At 69.5% G+C, this 18,588-nt stretch carries 20 protein-coding genes, 1 tRNA gene and 2 pseudogenes; 12 read left to right on the plus strand and 11 right to left on the minus strand.

What is annotated here, in order from left to right:
- Position 1 precedes the first annotated feature (1 nt).
- The 4 genes and pseudogenes from FHP29_RS23250 to FHP29_RS12445 form a co-directional block, all read left to right on the plus strand.
- Positions 2–394 (plus strand): annotated as a pseudogene (locus FHP29_RS23250) (TrmH family RNA methyltransferase); the annotation flags it as partial.
- Entirely contained in the window at positions 380–934 is a 555-nt protein-coding gene (locus tag FHP29_RS23255; RefSeq protein WP_420813420.1) for a TrmH family RNA methyltransferase, read from the plus strand. The pseudogene FHP29_RS23250 and the gene FHP29_RS23255, both read left to right, overlap by 15 nt.
- 56 nt (positions 935–990) lie before the next feature.
- Positions 991–3,195: a hypothetical protein gene (locus FHP29_RS12440; protein WP_139623162.1), complete on the plus strand. Its 2,205-nt coding sequence runs from the start codon at positions 991–993 to the stop codon at positions 3,193–3,195.
- A gap of 12 nt (positions 3,196–3,207) precedes the next feature.
- Positions 3,208–3,630: pseudogene (locus tag FHP29_RS12445) on the plus strand (TrmH family RNA methyltransferase); the annotation flags it as partial.
- 6 nt (positions 3,631–3,636) lie between these two features.
- Here the strand turns inward: FHP29_RS12445 and FHP29_RS12450 are convergent.
- Together FHP29_RS12450 and def are read right to left on the minus strand one after the other, a co-directional pair.
- The gene (locus FHP29_RS12450) at positions 3,637–4,560 is read right to left on the minus strand and encodes a hypothetical protein (protein ID WP_139623163.1); all 924 of its coding nucleotides are present in this window, start codon (positions 4,558–4,560) and stop codon (positions 3,637–3,639) included.
- A gap of 29 nt (positions 4,561–4,589) precedes the next feature.
- On the minus strand, positions 4,590–5,180 hold the full coding sequence (def, locus tag FHP29_RS12455; RefSeq protein ID WP_139623164.1) for a peptide deformylase: 591 nt from the start codon (positions 5,178–5,180) through the stop codon (positions 4,590–4,592).
- Positions 5,181–5,265: 85 nt separating this feature from the next.
- On the opposite strand from def, the gene FHP29_RS12460 reads away from it, so the two are divergent.
- The gene (locus FHP29_RS12460; RefSeq protein ID WP_139623165.1) at positions 5,266–6,636 is read left to right on the plus strand and encodes an acyl-CoA dehydrogenase family protein; all 1,371 of its coding nucleotides are present in this window, start codon (positions 5,266–5,268) and stop codon (positions 6,634–6,636) included.
- Positions 6,636–7,853, plus strand: a complete 1,218-nt coding sequence (locus FHP29_RS12465; RefSeq protein ID WP_139623166.1) for an acyl-CoA dehydrogenase family protein — start codon at positions 6,636–6,638, stop codon at positions 7,851–7,853. The genes FHP29_RS12460 and FHP29_RS12465 overlap by 1 nt, the downstream gene beginning before the upstream one ends.
- Here FHP29_RS12465 and FHP29_RS12470 read toward each other — a convergent pair.
- A complete protein-coding gene (locus tag FHP29_RS12470) occupies positions 7,846–8,856 on the minus strand; it encodes a galactokinase (RefSeq protein ID WP_139623167.1) in 1,011 nt (336 codons plus the stop codon). The genes FHP29_RS12465 and FHP29_RS12470 overlap by 8 nt on opposite strands.
- 23 nt (positions 8,857–8,879) lie before the next feature.
- Here FHP29_RS12470 and FHP29_RS12475 point away from each other — a divergent pair, with 23 nt between their 5' ends.
- Positions 8,880–9,437 (plus strand): nucleosidase, encoded by a 558-nt coding sequence (locus tag FHP29_RS12475; protein WP_139623168.1) that lies wholly within the window; start codon positions 8,880–8,882, stop codon positions 9,435–9,437.
- Positions 9,438–9,448: 11 nt separating this feature from the next.
- On the opposite strand, the gene FHP29_RS12480 is transcribed toward FHP29_RS12475, so the two are convergent.
- Both FHP29_RS12480 and FHP29_RS12485 read right to left on the minus strand, forming a co-directional pair.
- Entirely contained in the window at positions 9,449–10,042 is a 594-nt protein-coding gene (locus FHP29_RS12480) for a LysR family transcriptional regulator substrate-binding protein (RefSeq protein ID WP_139623169.1), read from the minus strand.
- A gap of 36 nt (positions 10,043–10,078) precedes the next feature.
- Entirely contained in the window at positions 10,079–10,354 is a 276-nt protein-coding gene (locus tag FHP29_RS12485; RefSeq protein WP_139623170.1) for a Fe-S cluster assembly protein HesB, read from the minus strand.
- Positions 10,355–10,524: 170 nt separating this feature from the next.
- Here FHP29_RS12485 and FHP29_RS12490 point away from each other — a divergent pair.
- Positions 10,525–10,613, plus strand: a tRNA-Leu gene (locus FHP29_RS12490).
- Between the two features lie 134 nt (positions 10,614–10,747).
- Here FHP29_RS12490 and FHP29_RS12495 read toward each other — a convergent pair.
- The 4 genes from FHP29_RS12495 to FHP29_RS12510 form a co-directional block, all read right to left on the minus strand.
- Entirely contained in the window at positions 10,748–11,296 is a 549-nt protein-coding gene (locus FHP29_RS12495) for a flavodoxin family protein (RefSeq protein ID WP_139623171.1), read from the minus strand.
- Positions 11,293–12,138 (minus strand): universal stress protein, encoded by an 846-nt coding sequence (locus tag FHP29_RS12500; protein WP_139623172.1) that lies wholly within the window; start codon positions 12,136–12,138, stop codon positions 11,293–11,295. The genes FHP29_RS12495 and FHP29_RS12500 overlap by 4 nt, the downstream gene beginning before the upstream one ends.
- 9 nt (positions 12,139–12,147) lie before the next feature.
- Positions 12,148–13,071, minus strand: coding sequence for a universal stress protein (locus tag FHP29_RS12505; RefSeq protein ID WP_139623173.1), 924 nt, complete (start codon positions 13,069–13,071; stop codon positions 12,148–12,150).
- 309 nt (positions 13,072–13,380) lie between these two features.
- Positions 13,381–14,367 carry an Acg family FMN-binding oxidoreductase gene (locus tag FHP29_RS12510; protein WP_139623174.1) on the minus strand — a complete coding sequence of 329 codons (987 nt, stop codon included), beginning with the start codon at positions 14,365–14,367 and terminating at the stop codon, positions 13,381–13,383.
- 134 nt (positions 14,368–14,501) lie between these two features.
- Here FHP29_RS12510 and FHP29_RS12515 point away from each other — a divergent pair, with 134 nt between their 5' ends.
- Positions 14,502–15,173 carry a response regulator gene (locus tag FHP29_RS12515; protein ID WP_275669441.1) on the plus strand — a complete coding sequence of 224 codons (672 nt, stop codon included), beginning with the start codon at positions 14,502–14,504 and terminating at the stop codon, positions 15,171–15,173.
- Here FHP29_RS12515 and FHP29_RS12520 read toward each other — a convergent pair.
- Entirely contained in the window at positions 15,148–15,561 is a 414-nt protein-coding gene (locus FHP29_RS12520; protein ID WP_139623175.1) for a pyridoxamine 5'-phosphate oxidase family protein, read from the minus strand. The genes FHP29_RS12515 and FHP29_RS12520 overlap by 26 nt on opposite strands.
- Positions 15,562–15,679: 118 nt before the next feature.
- Here FHP29_RS12520 and FHP29_RS12525 point away from each other — a divergent pair, with 118 nt between their 5' ends.
- Positions 15,680–17,257 carry a GAF domain-containing sensor histidine kinase gene (locus tag FHP29_RS12525; RefSeq protein ID WP_240044475.1) on the plus strand — a complete coding sequence of 526 codons (1,578 nt, stop codon included), beginning with the start codon at positions 15,680–15,682 and terminating at the stop codon, positions 17,255–17,257.
- Positions 17,258–17,281: 24 nt separating this feature from the next.
- Here FHP29_RS12525 and FHP29_RS12530 read toward each other — a convergent pair whose 3' ends face one another.
- Positions 17,282–17,722 carry a DUF1003 domain-containing protein gene (locus tag FHP29_RS12530; protein ID WP_139623176.1) on the minus strand — a complete coding sequence of 147 codons (441 nt, stop codon included), beginning with the start codon at positions 17,720–17,722 and terminating at the stop codon, positions 17,282–17,284.
- 174 nt (positions 17,723–17,896) lie between these two features.
- On the opposite strand from FHP29_RS12530, the gene FHP29_RS12535 reads away from it, so the two are divergent.
- Both FHP29_RS12535 and FHP29_RS21720 read left to right on the plus strand, forming a co-directional pair.
- Entirely contained in the window at positions 17,897–18,142 is a 246-nt protein-coding gene (locus tag FHP29_RS12535) for an SHOCT domain-containing protein (protein WP_139623177.1), read from the plus strand.
- A gap of 172 nt (positions 18,143–18,314) precedes the next feature.
- Positions 18,315–18,588: IPT/TIG domain-containing protein (locus FHP29_RS21720; protein WP_158296555.1), on the plus strand; the 274-nt coding region annotated here is incomplete at its 3' end.

Below are 18,588 nucleotides of genomic sequence, written 5' to 3' on the forward strand. Positions count from 1 at the left end.
GATGGCTGTGCTCGTCGAGATCACCGACCCCGCCGATCCCCGGCTGGGCGACTACCGCGACCTGCGCGACGTCGAGCTGCGCAAGCATCTCGAGGCCGAGCACGGCCTCTTCCTCGCGGAGGGGGAGAAGGTCGTACGCCGCGCGGTCGAGGCCGGCTACGCGCCACGGTCCTTCCTGATGGCCCCCCGCTGGCTCGACGGGCTCGCCGACGTCCTGGACCGCTCCGAGGCGCCCTGCTACGTCGTCTCCGAGGCCCTGGCCGAGGAGGTCACCGGCTTCCACGTCCACCGGGGCGCTCTCGCCTCGCTCGAGCGCCGGCCGCTGCCCTCCGTCGACGAGGTCCTCGCGGGAGCGCGCTCGGTGCTGGTCCTCGAGGACATCGTCGACCACACCAATGTCTGTTCGATGTACGAGATCGATCAGACAGCTCGGACCAGCGACCTTCTGATCAACCGCAAGCCCCCTCTTAGCAGGATCGCAGTATTCGAGGATCTGGTCGATCATGCGAACGTCGGAGCCGGTTTCCGCAATGCCGCGGCTCTCGGTATCGATGCTGTGGTGCTCTCGCCACGGTGCGCTGATCCCTTGTACAGAAGGGCAATCAAGGTCTCGATGGGAGCGACGCTCCAGCTTCCATGGACTCGGCTTGAACCTTGGCCACGAGGTCTGCAGCAGCTTCGAGACGCTGGTTACCTCATCGCTGGCATGGCCCTCTCTGATGACGCGATCACCTTGGATGAGCTTTCCAACACTGTCGAACAGAACATCGCGATCATGTTCGGAACTGAGGGTCACGGACTGACGCGACGTGCTCTGGCGGAGTGCGACGTCCTCGTTCGAATCCCGATGCAGACGGGCATCGACTCACTCAATGTTGCTGCGGCTTCGGCGGTAGCCTTTTACGCAACCAGGATCGTCTCCCGGTCGGTGTGACTCACTGGTGTGGAACCGGCCGAGGCGCTCTCGTGTAACCCGCTATGGTGCCTAGCATGTCGTCCCGAGCAGCCCTTCGCGACCTAGTTGACTCGCTTCCTCGCAACGCCATCGGTGGGCTCGTCGAACAGTCGATCGACAGCTCGTTTTTCGCGCACCCAGTGGCTCCAGCCAGCTATGTGTGGCCCGATGTCATCGTCGACGACGACAAGCACGCGTCGCCCGTGCTGCTGGTGACTGCCCCCGGGGCGATGGGAAAGTCCGTCGCTGCTCGTGCCACCGCCCATCGGCTGGGTTCCCCGCTTGTGGACCTTGCGAAGGTGGCCATCGGCGGGGACGGCTTGACAGGACTTCTCACTCGCGTACTGGGTTGGACTCAAGCGCCCCAGTTCGTGACAAGCTTACAACGCGGCACGGCCTCACTCGTCCTTGATAGCCTAGACGAAGCACATCTGGCTGCGGGACGCGCTCACTTCCTGGCATTCATGAAGAACGTGGTGGAGCTTGTCGGGCAGGGATCTTCCAACTCGCAGGTAGTGATCTTCGGTCGGCGAGACACGATGGAATCCGCGTATCTCGCTTTGGCGGAGTATGGAGTTGAAGCCCAGCAGGTGTCGATTTCGCCGCTCGCCTACGGCCAGACATGCGAACTTATCGACCTCGTCCTGGATGACATCGTTCACCAGGGGCGAAGTTACGATCTCCATCGTCAGCACTCGGTCCCGTTCGGACAGCATAGAGACGCAGTTCTCCTCGACATGGCAAGAGCACTCGGATCCGATGCGCAAACAGTGCAGCTTGCCTGGGAAAGCGTGGGCGGCTTTCTCGGTTACCCTCCCGTTGTCCGAGTTCTCGGGCGACACCTCGTGATCGACAATCCCGCAGCGCTCAACTCGTCGACTGCGCCACGAACTTCCGGCTCCACGCGGGGTGGCCTCCTGCGAGAAGTGGTCGAGGAGATTCTAGATCGCGAGAGCGCCAAGGTTCGAGACCAGTTGAGGCCCGCACTCGGCTTGGAGCCGAGTGACCCTCGACTGGGCGTTCTGTACTCCCGCGAGGAACAGATTGTTCGCCTCTTGCAGCGCTCCCGTGGCGGCGGCCGCGAGATCGCGCTGCCGGGTTCTCTGTCGCCCGACGAGAATGCAATTTATCAGGACCAGATAGAGAACTTCCTCCCCGATCACCCTTTTCTTCGAGGAAGCGGTTTTGAGAACGTGGTGTTCTCGGATTACGTCTTGGCATATGAGACGCTGGCCGACACGGTGCAAGTTCACGGCACCACTAATTCGGCTCCCAATGCGACCAGCGTCGGTCCATTTTTCGCGCACTTCGTTCACGCGATGTCGGCGACCTCGAGAGTCGATGGTGACGAGGTGGCAGTCCTCCGTGAGGCTTGTATCGATGCGGTACTGAAGTCGTATTCGGCTGGCTGCATCGACCCCTCCAACTTCGTGTACTCGGACAATCCGGACCAGACCCGCCTTTTCCTGGGTGAAGGAGTGGACCATCCGACGGGGCCATCGGACGTCCTCAAGTTCACCATATCCGAACGGTCTGGCGTGGTTGAACTAACGAGCCCCCTTGGGCGCGGGCTAGTCATTACTAGAGGAAGTGTGGTGATCTCTGGCGTTGCTGACGAGATTCAGCTAGGGCCTGACCTCAGCGTCTTCGCTGAAGACATCCAGTTTGTCGGAAAGAGAATTGGCGTTTCGAGCGCCATGGGCTCGACCATCGGCGACTCGAGTGACAACGACGGGCGAGTCACCCTCATTGCGCGAGGATCCGTCGACAGCGACCCTGAGATGAAGTTGTCGGTCTATCCCGCGACCGCTCTAGCAATTTTCTGGAGCAACCCTAGCTATCAATGGCTTGGGCACGTCCTCAAACTTGCGCCTGGCAGCATTTCGGGCCTCCCGCCGGCCGCGGCATGGCAGTTGATGTTTGGCCTGCGGCGTTTGCTCACGAGTTTTCAGGCAAGCGCGACCGCAGATCCGAGCGCTTTCAGCGAGTTCGTCGACCGTATAATCGTTGGTAGTAATCCGGTGTTCCATGTGGCGCTCGAGGGTCTAGTTGAGCTCGGTATCGTGAGCCGAGAGGGCGCGCTTTACCGGCTGCGGTTGGCCAGGCTGTCTGACTACGGGGTGAACTACGCGGCCCTCCGTGGCCCCGATTTTGAAAACACACTAGAGGGCCTATATAGTGATATGATGAAGACCGATAGTCTTCAGGAGTTCGCTCGTGACGAATCCGGAAACGAGTAGAACAAAGTAAACAACGTCGGGGCCATCCTGCGCTCGGGCGCGGCGCTCGGCTTCGACGCCGTCCTCCTCGCGCCGCGGTGCGCGGACCCGCTCTACCGCCGGGCGATCAAGGTCGCGATGGGCGCCGTCTTCGCCCTGCCGTGGACGCGCCTGCCCGATTGGCACGACGCCCTGCCGTCGCTGAGCGCCCGCGGGTTCACCACCGTCGCGCTGACGCTCGCGGCGGACGCCGTACCCATCGAGGAGGCCGTCGCCGGCGAGGACAAGGTGGCGCTGGTGCTCGGCTCGGAGGGCCACGGGCTCTCGGCTCGCTGGCAGCAGTCCGCCGACCGGCGCGCGATCATCCCCATGGCACGCACCGTCGAACACGGTGTGGACTCGCTCAACGTGGCGGCCGCGACCGCTGTCGCCTGCTACGTGACCGCGCGCCGCTGAGCCGCCTCACCGGGGCAGGGGAGCGTCGATCCTCGCCGCCCACCTCCGGATCGCCCTGCGCTCCGACCTGTTGCAGACATAGCCGTAGCCGGTCTCGACGTACTGGTCCGAGAGCGACCACCGATCCTCGTGGGTCAGCGCGTAGCAGTCGGCCATCTTCTCCTCGCTGCCCTGGAAGAGACCGCGAGCGAGCAGCCGGTCCACGCGCCCGCGACGATCCTCGAACGTCCTGCGGTCCGCACGTTGATAGACGTGAGCGAGCTCGTGGAGCACGACCATCCGCCGCGCCCACTCGGCGTGGTACTCGCTCTCCGGGCGCAGATGGACGGTGAGCGCGTCGCCCTTGGTGACGCAGCCGGACGTCTGCCAGCCCTTGCGCTTGGAGGCAGGGCAGGCCGACGCGGCATCCCAGCGGATGTCGATGAACCCGTCTCCGGCTTGATCGACGATGCCCTCGGTCACGGAGCCGGTCCGGTTGACACGACGCTTCCGGGCCGCCTCCACCCGCTTCTCCAGCTCCGCGCGATACAGCCCGGCGTGGTGGGCCACCGTCTGCGCCGAGAATCTGCTCAGCTGCGGATCCTTGGCGTTCTCCTCGAGCCGCTGGAACCTCGCCGGGTCCGCCACGAGCGGCGCCGCGGGATTGCCGTCGAGCTCGGTGGCGAGCTGGTAGTACCTGTCCCGCTCCCTCGCGAAGGTCGCGAGATGCTCCGCCACCGCGGGGTCGACCGGGCGATCCGCGGTCGATGGTCCGCTGCCCGGGCGTCCCCCGTCCGACGAGAGCGTCGCCCCCACGACGGCGAGGACGACCACGGCCACGATGAACACGCCGACGAGCCCGAGGCAGCCGCAACCCGCCAGCCACCATCCGATCCCGGTACGTCGGGGCGGAGGGCCGGGCGCGGGCGGGAAGGCCTGTGGGTACTGCATGGGGGACGATCGGCCGTCAGGTCGGCCGGTCAGGTGGGCCAGTCGGCCGGGTAGTCCTCGGCGGCGGCGTCATGCTGCTTGCGCAGCTTCTTCATCGCCTTGGCAGAGATCCGGTCGCCGAACACCGTGCCGCGGGTGTGGTCGGTCTCGTGCTGGAGGCACTTGGCGAGCAGGCCGTCGCCCTCGAACCGCACGGGCTTGCCGTCGAGTCCGGTGCCCTCGACGATCGCGTAGTCGGGGCGGGCGCAGTCGACGAACGCCCCCGGGTAGGACAGACACCCCTCCGGGCTGTCGTCGAGCCGTCGCGACTCGCCCTCGGGCTCGACGAGCACCGGGTTGCAGACCACGCCCACCACACGATCGCCCTCGGCGTCGGGACAGTCGAAGACGAACATGGCGACGTCCTCGCCGATCTGGCACGCGGCCAGGCCGACCCCGTCGGCGGCGTACATCGTGGCGACCATGTCGGCGGCCAGGTCGCGCAGCGCGTCGTCGTAGACCTCGACCCGCGCCTGCGGACGGTGCATGACCGGCGTCCCCCAGCGCGTCATCGGCCGGACGCGGCCTCCGCGGGGCAGCGGACCGTGCGGTGTGATGACGATGTCGGCGGGTTCCTCCATGCCGGGCATCGTAGGGGCGAGGATCACACTGCGCGGATCCGGCCCTTGTGTAGCGCAGTGTGTAACTCACGGTTACAGTTACCGCATGTCCCTGATCAGCAACCTCAAGCCGGGCGGCAAGCACGGGGTCCCGAGCAGCGAGAGCCGCGACCCGATCGGCTACCTCGTCGCCGGCCTGAACCGCCTCGCCCAGACCGACCTCCTCGACAAGGTCCGCCTCCGCAAGCCGGCCGAGCAGGCGGTCTTCTCGGTGACCCGGACCGGGTTCAAGACCATGACCAACGCCAGCCGCACCTTCGCCAAGGCGGGCAAGGGCAGCCAGCCCGGCGCCCGTCCGAAGGCCGCCGCAGCGAGCGGCGTCTTCGACCTCACGCCGGGCGAGGACGAGCAGATGCTGGTCGACCTGGTCTCCGAGTTCGCCGACGAGATCGTGCGGCCGGCCGCCTTCGAGGCCGACAAGGCCTGCGCGGCCCCCGACGACGTGCTCAAGGCGAGCCTGGAGATCGGACTGCCGATCCTCGGCCTGCCCGAGGCGCTGGGCGGCGTGTCCGAGGAGCGCTCCGCGATGGCCGGCACACTGGTCGCCGAGGCCCTGGCCAAGGGCGACATGGGCCTCGCCGTCGCCACCCTGGCACCCGGGTCGGTGGCCACCGCCATCGGCCTGTGGGGCACCGACGCCCAGCAGCAGACCTACCTCCCCGCGTTCAGCGCCGAGGACGGCACCGTGCCTGCCGCGGCGCTCGCGCTCAACGAGCCGACCGTGCTCTTCGACGTGCTCCAGCCGTCGACCACGGCGACCAGGACGGCCGACGGCTACGTCCTCAACGGCACCAAGAGCCTCGTCGCCCGGGGCGACAGCGCCGAGCTGTTCGTCGTCGGCGCCAGCCTGGACGGCAAGCCCGTGCTCTTCCTCGTCGAGTCCTCGACCGAGGGCCTCTCCGTCGAGGGCGACCCGGCCATGGGCGTGCGAGCCGCGTCCATGACCAAGCTGCTCCTCGAGGACGCGAAGGTCCCGGCCGACGCCGTCCTCGGCGAGACCGACGGCTCGACGTACACCGAATGCGTCCGCCTCTCGCGCCTCGCCTGGTGCGCTCTCGCGATCGGCACCGGCCAGGCCGTGCTCGACTACGTGACGCCCTACGTCAAGGAGCGCGAGGCCTTCGGCGAGCCGATCGCCAACCGCCAGTCCGTGGCGTTCATGGTCGCCAACATCGCGATCGAGCTGCAGGGCATGCGCCTGCTGACCTACCGCGCCGCATCGCGTGCCGCCGCAGGCAAGGACTTCGCCCGCGAGGTCGCCCTCGCCCGCAAGGCCTGCACCGACAAGGGCATGCAGATCGGCCTCGACGGCGTCCAGCTGCTCGGTGGCCACGGGTTCGTCAAGGAGCACCCGGTCGAGCGGTGGTACCGCGACCTGCGTGCCATCGGGATCATGGAAGGAACGGTGCTGGTCTGATGGCCATCAATCTCGAGGTGCCCAAGAAGCACCGGGCCCTGGTCGACCAGGCCCACCAGGTCGCGATGAACATGCTGCGACCGATCTCCCGCAAGTACGACATCGCCGAGCACGAGTATCCCAAGGAGCTCGACATGCTCGCGGCGATGATCGACGGGCTCTCCGAGTCCGGCGCCAGCGAGGGTGCCGGCGCGACCGGCGTACGTCGCGAGGGCGGCGACGACGACAAGGGCAAGGTCAAGAACGGCGCCAACCTCGCCTCCGTCACCTCGGTCGCCGAGATGTGCTGGGGCGACACCGGCCTGCTGCTCTCGATGCCCCGTCAGGGCCTCGGCAACTCGGCGATCGCCTCGGTCGCCAACGACGAGCAGCTCGAGCGCTTCAAGGGCCGGTGGGCCTCGATGGCGATCACCGAGCCGCACTTCGGCTCGGACTCGGCCGCCATCTCGACCACCGCGGTGCTCGACGGCGACGAGTACGTCATCAACGGCGAGAAGATCTTCGTCACCTCCGGCGAGCGCTCCGACTGCATCGTCGTCTGGGCGACCCTGGACAAGTCCCTGGGGCGTGCGGCGATCAAGTCGTTCGTCGTCGAGAAGGGCACCCCCGGCGTGAAGGTGGAGCGGCTCGAGGAGAAGCTCGGCATCCGCGCCTCCGACACCGCGGTCATCACCTTCACCGACGCGCGGGTCCCGAAGGAGAACCTCCTCGGCTCGCCGGAGGTCAACGTCGAGCAGGGCTTCGCCGGCGCGATGGCGACCTTCGACAACACCCGCCCGCTGGTGGCCGCGATGGCTGTCGGCTGCGCCCGGGCGTCGCTCGACCTGACCCGCGACCTGCTCAAGGAGGCCGGCATCGAGGTCGACTACGACCGGCCCGCGATCCTGCAGCACGCCGCGGCTGCGAGGTTCCTGCAGCTGGAGGCCGACTGGGAGGCCGGGCGCCTGCTCACCCTCCAGGCGGCCTGGATGGCCGACAACCGCAAGCCCAACTCGCTCGAGGCGTCCATGGCCAAGGCCAAGGCCGGCCGGGTCGGGTCCGACGTCACCCTGTCGTGCGTCGAGCTGTGCGCCTCGGTCGGCTACAGCGAGGAGGAGCTGCTCGAGAAGTGGGCGCGCGACTCCAAGATCCTCGACATCTTCGAGGGCACCCAGCAGATCCAGCAGCTCATCGTCGCCAGGCGCGTCCTGGGTCTGTCCAGCGCCGAGCTCAAGTGAGCTGAGCTCCCGGTCCCGGCCCGACGAGGTGGTGGACCGGCCGTGCCCAGCCCCGGCTGCGGTACGCCGTGTCCACCGCCTCGCGTACGTCGTCGACCCGGTCCGCCGCCACCAGCGTGATCGTGCAGCCTCCGAAGCCGCCACCGGTCAGCCGGGCCCCCAGCGCCCCGGCGCCGGTGGCGGCGTCGACGGCCACGTCGAGCTGCGGGATCGAGACCTCGAAGTCGTCACGCAGCGACACGTGGGAGGCGGTCATCAACTCGCCCAACGTGTCCCAGCGCCGGGAGCCGAGCGCCTCGACCGCCGCACTCACGCGGGCGTTCTCGGTGCGCACGTGGCGCAGGCGGCGCGGATCGCCGGCCTCGCACTCCCGCCGCCGCTGCGCGTAGCCGCCGTCGCCGTCGGCGAGCGCGTGCCGGACCCGAGTGTCGGTCACGAGGAGGGCCAGCCCGTCCTCGGCGACCGGGAGCGGGACCGGCGTGGTCGCCGGCCGGACCGGGTCGGCGAAGTCGATCAGCAGCGCGTGCCCCTCGCTGCCGAGCATGACGGCCAGCTGGTCCATTCCGCCGGTGGGTGCGCCCACGTGGTCGGTCTCCGCGCGCCGGCACGCCTCGGCGAGTCTCCGGCGGATGCTGTCGTCGAGCGGGATCCCGAGGAGTCCGGCGACGGCCGTCGCCACCGCGCACTCCAGCGCCGCCGAGCTGGACAGACCTCCGCCGAGCGGCACGGTCGAGACGACCTCGACGTCGAGGCCGGGCACGTCCCAGCCGATCCGCCGCAACTCGGCGACCACGCCCGCGACGTACGCGAGCCATCCGGTGTCGGCGGGGTCGGCTTGGTCGCTGATCGCGACGAGCCGGCCGTCGTTGCGTGGCGTCACCTTCGCGGTCGTGCGCAGCCGGATGGCGAACGGCAGGCACAGGCCGCCGTTGTAGTCGGTGTGCTCACCGATCAGGTTGACCCGGCCGGGGGCGGTCGCGACGGTCTCGCGAGGGGAGTGCACGGGGCCACACTAGGGTGACGGCCGTGCCCCGCCCCCTCATCGTCGCCGCCACCCGCGCCGAGGCCGCCCACGTCCCCTCCGGGCTCGAGGTGCTCCTCACCGGCATCGGCAAGACCGCCGCGGCGACCGCCCTGGCTCGTCATCTCGCGAGCCGGGGCGACCTCGCCGATCTCGAGGTGGTCAACCTCGGCACGGCCGGCGGCCTGCACGACGGGCTCGACGCCGAGCACGGCCTCTACGAGATCGGCACCGTGCTCAACCACGACATCAACGCCGACGCCATCCGCGCCCTCGGCTACGACCCGCGTGAACGGCTGGTCGTCGGCGCGGGGGAGACGGTCCTCGCCAGCGGGGACGTGTTCGTGACCGATCCCGTCGTGCGGGCCCGGCTCGCCGCCGACGCGCAGTTGGTCGACATGGAGGGCTACGCGGTGGCGTACGTCGCCCAGGAGTTCGGTGTACCGGTCCGACTGGTCAAGCACGTGTCCGACAACGCCGACGAGAGCGCCCTCGAGTGGGTGGCCCTGGTCGACCGCAGCGCCCGGATCCTGGGGGAGTGGGCGGCCACGCACCTGGCGTGAGCGCGGCGGACTCAGCGGCTGCTGCTGGCCCGGCGTCCGCGCACGACGCCCACGAAGTCCTGGTGCACAGGGCTGTCGGCGTCGCGGAGCCAGATGAGGGCCACCGTGGTCGGGTCGAGCTCGACCGGGCGCTGGACGACGTCCTTGCGGTGGTGCAGGCGCGCGATGGACATCGGGACGATCACGATGCCGCTGCCGGAGGCGGCGACCTCGATCGCGTCCTTGACCGGCATCTCCGGGAACGGCAGCTGCTCCACCGCGGGCGTCCAGCCCGAACGGTGGGGGAGGACCAGCTGCTCGTCAGAGAGATCGGCGAGAGGGATCGGGGTGTCAGGGTCCGCGGCGGCGATGAAGTGCTCGCGGCCGGCGACGACGACCGGCACCTCGTCGTACAGCCGAACGCAGTGGAGCGGCGCCGGCGACTCGAGGTCGACCGGCAGCCGCACCAGTGCCATGTCTGCGGTGCCGTCGTCGAGGACGGCCCGCTGCTGCTCCTCCTCGATGGGGAGGAGGTGGAGGCGGATCCGCGGGTTGCGCTCCCGCCAGGCCCGCGCCCACTTGTCGGGGGTCACTCCGGGAGCGAAGGCGATGCGCAGGTCCTGCATGCGCCCACGATCCCAGAGCGGCCCGCGGACGTGAATCTAGGCCTGGGTCATCAGCCCGAACTGCAGGGTTCCGGTGTCGTCGATGCCCGCGTCGAGCACCATCGAGTCGAGCTGGGTGGCAGCGTCCTCGTCCAGGTAGACGGTGGCGCCGTCCTGCTCGACGACCTGGTCGCCGGGCTCGGCCTGTTCCGCCGCGGCGACGGCGAAGCCGGCCTCGGCCTGGGTGATGCGCAGTCCCGCGGAGTCGGGTACGTCGGGAGCGTCGGTCATCTGCTTGACGATCGTGCAGGCGTTCTCGGTGAGGGTGAGCATGGCTTGCCTTCTCATTTGAGGTCAGAGACCTTTCCCACCGTTGCAGGTGACCGGACCTCGTTCAAGGGCACCGGGCGTGTCGACAGCGCCGCGCGGCGTCCGCCCGCCGGACGGAAGGGGGTCCCGATGCGGCGACTTCGGCCCGCCTTTGCTACGGTTTCTCCGCACTCGTCCGGGTGGCGGAATTGGCAGACGCGCTAGCTTGAGGTGCTAGTGCCCGTATTAGGGCGTGGGGGTTCAAGTCCCCCCTCGGACACCATCGTGATGTGGCCCCTGACCAGCGGAAACGCAGGCAGGGGCCACGTGCGCGTCTGCCCCAGGCGGCACCCGGCGAACGACATGGTGGAGCCCGCACTCCTGCGCATCCTGTTTCCTCGGGCGATCTCAGCGAGATCAGGCCGCGCGCTCGAGCTCGTCGCGGCAGGCGGCGCCGATGAGCTGGCCCCAACGCTCCGCGCGGGCCTCCTCGCCCGGAAGCAGTGGGCCCTGGGTGCCGTCGACCAGGAACGCAGCGGGCTTGCGCAACAGGCGGAAGCCGCGGCGGTGCAGAAGCCGGCCAGCGGTAGTGCCGGCAGCCAGCGGCCAGCCGCGTACCCTCGCCACCCGGGTGTCGAAGACGGCGGCCAGGGTGGTCCCGAATCGGCCGGGGCCGACGTGTGAGATCCACTCCCGGGCACCGATCCGCGCCCGGTCCGGCGGCGCGCCCTGACGGACGGCACCGGCCCGGCTCGCGGGGCGGCTGAGTGAGAAGGCGTGCGTGGGGGCGCCGAGCAGCAGCAGGTCGACGCTGACGGGGCCTGTCGATGCCAGCGAGGTCACCGGGACGCTGTGTGCCTCGAAGCCCGCGTCGCGCAGGCCGCGGGTGATCGCGTGCGCCACCTGGGCGGTGTTGTCGAAGAGCGACTCGTAGACGACGAGCGCGCTGGGGACCTGCCGGCTCATGACGGCCGGACGATCATGGGCTCAGGCACCACGGCGACCGTCGTGTGTGCCCGTTCGACGACGGCGGTCGCGATCGAGCCGGTGACCATCCGGCCGACGGTCTCGAGAGGGTGTCGTCCGACGACCACGAGGTCCCATGCGGCGGAGCGGCCGCCGAGCACCTCGTCGACCAGCCCGTGGGTGACCCGGAGGGCGACCGCGACGTCGGGGTACTTCTCGCCGAAGCCGGCGACGGTCTCGGCGAGCAGCAGGTGGGCCTCGTCCTCGGGTCCGAGGTCGACGTCCTCGACGCGCACGTTGCGGAGGCCGGCGACGGCCGCGACGACGTCCCAAACGCAGTGCACGACGGTCAGTGCCTGCTTGCGCAACGACGCCTGTGCGAAGGCGAAGTCGAGGACGGCGAGCGAGGACTCTGTGCCGTCGACGCCGACGAGCACGCCCTTGCCGCGGTGCTCCTCGGCCCTCGGCCGGCATACGACGAGGGGACAGTACGAGAGCCTGCTGACCGTGGCACTGGTCGAGCCCAGAAGCATGCTGCGGAGGGTGCCGCGTCCCCGGGAGCCCACGACCAGCAGGTGCGCCTCGCGGGAGAGCTCGACCAGGGTGCCGCGAGGGTCGTCGGCCGCTGTCAGGCCGACCACCTCGACGTTCGGCGCTATCTCGCGCGCCAGCCGGACGGCTTCGGCGTTGATGCGGTGCACGGTGCCCTCGTCGGCGCTGAGCACGACGAGGGGGCGTCGTTCGAGGGTGGCCTGCTCCGCGGCCCAGGCGATCGCGCGGGCGGCGTGCTTGGACCCGTCGGCGCCGACGATGATGCTGCCCGGTCGGATGGTGGTGCTCATCTCAGTTCCTCAGCTCTCGGTCGGCGCGTCGGCCTGCGGTACGACGGTCACAGTCGTGTGCGACCGCTCGATGACAGATGTGGCGACCGCGCCCGTGACCAGGCGCAGCAGGGAGTCGACGGGGTGTCGGCCGACGACGATCAGGTTCCATAGCGCGCTGGTGTCGCTCAGACAGTCCTCGGCCATCCCGCGGGCGAGGCGGAGGTCGACACGCACCTCAGGGAACTTCGGCGAGATCCCGGCCACGCTCTCCCCGAGAAGGACCCGGTACTGCTCCAAGCCCGTTTCCCGTGGCGAGACCATCACGGGGCCCTCCACGGCCCCGACCTCGTCCCACACGGCGTGCACGACGGTGAGCGGCAGATCCATGAGCGAGGCCTGCTGGAAGGCGAACTCGATGACGGGCAGCGACTCCGGTGTGCCGTCCGCGCCGACGAGGATGCCCTGCTGGGCCCGCTCCGGGTGACGCTGGGGGCGACACACCACGACCGGGCAGCCAGCGTCGCGGCTGACCGCGGCGCTGACCGAGCCGAGCAGCTTGCTGCGCAGGACGCCTCGACCACGGGAGCCGAGGACGAGAAGCGTGACGTCGCGGGAGATTTCGACGAGCACCTGACGCGGTCGCCCGAAACGTGCCGCTACCGACACGTCCAGGCCCGGGTGCAGGTGCAGGGCGACGTCGGCGGCCTCGCGGGCCACTGCCCGGGCTTCGTCGAGGGCTTGGGCGGGATCCCAGGAGTAGACGGGACTCATGCCGTTCCAGGCAGCAGTCGGCACCTCGGGGCCGTGCACGACGGAGAGGACGGTCAGTGGCCGCCGCTCGAGGAAGGCCTGCTCGGCCGCCCAGCGGACGGCGCGGTCCGCATCGTCGGAGCCGTCGGTGGCGACGACGATGCTGTTCGTGGCGACGGTGTCGCTGGAGTCAGTGGTCATGCGTCGAGCGTCGTCCGGCGCCGCTCGCTGGGGTACGGGCCGATGCCCCGGACCGGGAGGGACCTTCGACCCGCGGTTTCAGCCGGACCGTCCGGTCGACCAGGTCGAGCCCGCGGCGCCACGGACGATCCACAGCCCGCGCGGTCACCCTACCGGCCAGCAGTTCCTACGCGATTGCCTCCGTCGTGCGGGTGGGCGAGGTGCGCGGTCGGATCATCGAACTGCAGGGCCGGGTACTCGGCGAGCAGGGAGCAGGCATGCGCTCCGCGCCGGTGAGGCCAGCGTCGCTCGCGCCGGGCCAGGTCAGCCTCATCGCAGGAAGACGTCGTGCAACGGACGACGGGGCGTACGGGGGAGATCCCGTCGTCCGATCGCCTGCCAGCCGACTCGGACCAGGACGTGGGGCTCGAACCGGGAGGTGAGCACCGTCCTGGCGATCTCGTGACGCGTGCTCTCGACCTCGATCGGCTGGCTCATCGGGATGACCGACATCCCGGCCCGGGTCGCCTCGAGCCACAGGTCGCTCAGCGCCTCACCGGTGCGCAGCCAACTGCCGACGTCGTCGCGCGCACCGCCGAGCGCAATCACCCGATCGCCGCTGTGGATGACGAGGCGGGTGTCCTCGAGAACGCCCGTCCGGAACCGGGAGCGGGCGTGCAGGGGTTCCGGGGCGTCCGGCAGCAGCTCCAGCGGGATGCCGTCCGGACCGTCGCGGTCGATCCACCGGTCCTGCTCGAGGAGGCGGCGGCCCTCGACCTCGAGGAAGCTCAGCGCTCGGTTCGCGAGCAGTTCCAGGCGGAATCGTGCCGCGTCTGTGGTGACCGGCTCTGCGTGCACGCCCCACGGACCAGCGCGGTCGCACAGATCGTCCAGCCGGTCCGCAGGGACCGGCCACGCGGTGAATCGGCGCCGGTCGGTGCAGCGCGACCGCAGCAGGTCGATGTCGCCTCGCGCCACGCCGTGGCGCACTGTCCGGAAGACGGCAACGCGGGCGAGGAGGGTGTCGGGCCCCCCTGCGGGAAGAGGCGCGACACTCGTCTCCCAGCCCAAGGCCCGGGCGGCGAACTGGAGGTGATGCAGTGCCGCGCCGCAGCTGATGGTGAGATTGCGCCCGCGCGGGTCCTCGGCCGGAAGCCGTCGGGTGAGGTCAGCACATAACTCGAGTGCGCCGGCGTCGTACCGCCAGCGCCAGGGTTGGGTGTTGTGCACGCTCGGAGCAAGGCAGGCCAGCGACACGAGGCGCTCGATCACCGCAGGCGGTGCCTGCTCAGGTCGGGTACCGAGTCGACCGCTCATGTCGCTGCCTTCCTCGTCGCTCGTTGACCTCCACCGTCTCGTCCCGGACGCCGTGACGTGCAGAGCACAAGGTCCTGAACCCGCAGGTGCGCAGTCCCCGCCGCGTGCCGGCTGGTCGGGATACCGTGGGCGGTGTGAGCGAGGAAGTTGTCCGCGAGGATGCCCAGCAGATCCGCGTCTACCTGCTCGACGATCACGAGATGATCCGTCGTGGCATTCGTGACCTCCTCGAGAGCGAGGGCGACATCGCGGTCGTCGGCGAGTCAGACTCGGCCGCCGAGGCGGCGCGGCGGATTCCAGCCCTGCGGCCGGACATTGCGATCCTCGACGGGCGGCTGCCCGACGGGTCCGGGATCGACGTGTGCCGCGATGTGCGCTCCCAGGATCCGTCGATCAAGGCACTGATCCTGACGTCGTACGACGACGACGACGCGCTCTTCTCCGCGATCATGGCCGGCGCGGCGGGCTACGTGCTCAAGCAGGTGCGTGGCAACGACCTTCTCGACACCGTCCGACGCGTCGCCGCCGGCCAGTCCACCCTCGATCCATCGGTGACCGCTCAGGTCCTCGACCGGATCCGGTCGGGTCCGCCGGTCAACAAGGAGCTCGAGTCGCTGACGGACCAGGAGGGACGGATCCTCGACCTCATCGGCCAGGGCATGACCAACCGGCAGATCGCGCGAGAGCTCCACCTCGCTGAGAAGACGGTCAAGAACTACGTCTCCTCGCTGCTCGCGAAGCTGGGGATGTCCAGTCGCACGCAGGCCGCGATCTTCGCCGTCAAGCACCCACCGCGCTCGAGCTGACGACGCGCCGTCCGGTCAGGGACCGGACCGCGATGCGCAGCCCGAGCACTCGTGAGCCGGTCGCCCACGGGTGAGGTCCCTCGGACGGGCGCTCCTCGCGCTCGCAGCGGCCTCGGACCAGGACGCTCCATCCCTCGTGCCGCTCCCCGTCGATCTCGTCGACCTCGAAGGCCACCTCCCGATCGGCGCAGTCGCGCGCCATCAGCGAGTAGGGAGTGGTGCGCAGCAGGACGGTGTCGCCGTCGACAGTGAAGTTGACCGGAATGACAGAGACTCCCTGCGCGCCGGACCAGGCCACCCGTCCCACAGGTCGTGAGCGGATCAGGTCCCAGCACTCGTCGTCTGACAGCTCCACCAACCGGCCCGGCCGGACATCGGACGTCGGCATCGGGACCACCTCCTTCTCGGGACGCGCCCATCGTCGTCCTTCGTGGCCCCGGGGAGCAGGTGCGCGGGTCCCTGGATTCACAGGTCTTTGTGCCTGTCGTCGGAGTAGCGTCTGCGACGTGGAGGGCGCGGAGTCCGAGCAGGCGGTGGACCTCGGCCGTGTCGAGTTCGAGGAGCTCGTGCGCGAGGTCCTGGACCGGATGCACGGCGCCCTCGACCAGCAGGCGCGGTTGCAGCTCCTCCTCGACGCGGTCGTCACCATCTCGGCCGACCTGAGCCTCGACGGTGTGCTCTCGCGCATCGTCGCGATCGCCAGCCGTCTCGTCGACGCGCGCTACGCCGCGCTCGGCGTCCTCAGCGCAGGTCGCCAGCGCCGGCTGCGGACCTTCATCCACCACGGCATCTCCGGCGAGCTCGCTGCCGAGATCGGGGACCTGCCGACGGGCCACGGCCTGCTAGGGCTGATCATCGATCGTCCCGAGCCGCTGCGGCTGCACGATATCGCCGAGCACCCCGCGTCGTACGGCTTCCCGGAGCACCACCCGCCGATGGGCTCCTTCCTCGGCGTACCCGTCCGGATCCGCGACCGCGTCTTCGGGAACCTCTACCTCACCGAGAAGCAGGGTGGCGGCGACTTCACCGCCCAAGACGAGGAGATCGTCGTGGCGCTCGCCGCGGCGGCCGGCGTGGCGATCGAGAACGCTCGGCTCTACGAGGAGACCACGACCCGCGAGACCTGGGCGTTGGCGACGGCTGCGCTCGGTCCCGCGCTGGCGGATCCGGGTCCGGCAGGGGACCCGGTCGCCGACCTGGTTGCGCAGGCACGTGATCTCGCCGAGGCGGACGCAGCCTGGGCCGAGATCACCTCCGACGAGGCCGAGCCGCGTCAGCTGGCCTACAGCGGGTCCGAGGGGCGCGGAGAGGGCGGCCCGGTGCTCACGGTCCCGTTCACCCACTCGGCGGGGACCTCGGGAACGCTGTCGCTGGCGTGGTCACCCGCGCACGAGGACCGCTACTACGTCCTCGACGCCAAACTCGTCGCGGCGTTCGCCGAGCAGGCCGCGCTGTCCCTCCAGTTGGCCGAGGCCCGCGAGGACCAGCGTCGGCTGGCGGTCTTCGAGGACCGTGACCGCATCGGCCGAGACCTGCACGACCTCGTCATCCAGCGGCTGTTCGCCGTAGGGCTCGGCCTGCAGGGTGCCACCCGGCTCGTGCAACGGCCCGAGGTGGCCGCCCGCATCGAACAGGCGGTGGACGACCTCGACGCCACCATCAAGGACATCCGTCGCGCCATCTTCGGGCTGAGCTCGCTGGAGTCGGCCGGGGACGTACAGGCCGAGGTGACCCGGCTGGTGGACCGCGCCGCAGCGACCCTCAAGTTCCGGCCGTCGCTCAGCTTCGAGGGTCCCGTGCGCTCCCTGGTCCCCGACGACGTGGTTCCGGACCTGCTGGCGGTGCTGGCCGAGGGACTGTCGAACGCGAGCCGGCACGCCGAGGCGACGGCGGTGCAGGTCGTGGTCGCGGCCGGCGACGAGGTGGTGCTGAGAGTGCGTGACAACGGGCGGGGGATGTCCGGTTCCGTGGCCGAGAGCGGGCTCGCCAACATCCGGGCGAGAGCCGAGCTGCGCGGCGGGACGCTGGCGGTGGAGTCGGTGCCCGAAGGCGGCACGGCCCTGGTCTGGACTGTCCCGCGCTGACCGCGCCCGCAGGTTGCACGCCGGTCATGCCTCAACTCCGTCGCGAGGCCTCACCTCGGGATCGAGCAACCGTCGGTGCAGCTCCTGGGTCAGAACGTGGATCTGGCGGGTGAGGTCGGTGTTCGTCTTCAGCTCGAGTTCCTGCTCGACGAAGTCGTGGTCCGCCTTGGCGCGCTGGACCTCCGCCTGGCGGTTCTGTCCGATCATGACGAAGGTCGACAGGAAGATCGCCTCGAGCGAGACCGCCAGGGTCAAGGTCGGCCAGGGGCTGTGCTCAGCGGCCGCCATCCAGACCACGAACACGATGGTGTGGATCCACACGAACGGCATCGAGCCGGCGAGGGCGGTGATCGCGTCCGCCAGCCGGGCCTGCCAGTCCTCGGCGCGGCGCTGGAAGTAGCGCTCGACGCCGGGATGCCGTGGGGCTCCCGGGCCGTGGTGTCCGTTGGTTGCGGTCCGGTGCATGGTGCCGACGGTAGGCGCGATGCGCCGTGGTCGGGAGGGACCCAGTGTCGGATCTCGTAGGCACTTGGTCCTGCCGAGGCAGGTGCTTCGCCCCTGCCCGTGACCGTAGCGCGGCGCGACGATCGAGGCGTCTGTTCGACACAAGGCGACACGCGCAACACGAGGAGCACGGCGATGATGTTGGACAATGGGCACGACTACTTCGGCTGGCCAGGAATGACGCTCGTGATGCTCCTGTCCTGGGGTCTGGTCGGTGCCGCGGTCTACCTCGGAGCCCGGTGGCTCGGGCGGGAGCGGGCGTCGTCCGATCCGCTCGAGATCCTCGACGAGCGGCTCGCCCGCGGTGAGATCGACCTCGAGGAGTACGTCCGGCTGTGGCAGGCGATAGCGGACCGCCGCTCGATGACGCGGCCCCGGTGACCCGTCGGTCCGAGCAGTTGGAGGCACTCGGAGCGTGGCAACGGCCTCGGCCTGATGGAGCGAGATCCTCGCAGCCGGCCGGAGACCCGATGTATCACGGTCCTCCCGGCGCTCTCCTTGAAGGGAATGGCCCGTAGCAGGCGGGCCCCCCGAACCACCTCAGGGACTGAACATGACCGAGATCGTCAAGCCCCCGCGACCGGCAGAGCTGTTTCCGCTCGAGCTCGCTCGGAGGCCGCTGCGCCTCAAGGAGTGGCTCGACAAGCACCTGCACACGATCGTGGCCCCGTCCATCTCGGGCGTCGCTCCCGGGTCCGGCCCACGCGGCACCGTCCTGACCGTCACGGGCGGCCCGTTCTCGGCCACCCGGTGGGAGAACGACGTGAAGGTCGGCGGGGCGCCGGCCTTCGTCCTCGCGGCCACGACCACGCAGCTGAAGGTGCTCG

Source organism: Nocardioides albidus (genome assembly GCF_006335005.1).
GTDB classification, from domain to species: domain Bacteria; phylum Actinomycetota; class Actinomycetes; order Propionibacteriales; family Nocardioidaceae; genus Nocardioides; species Nocardioides albidus.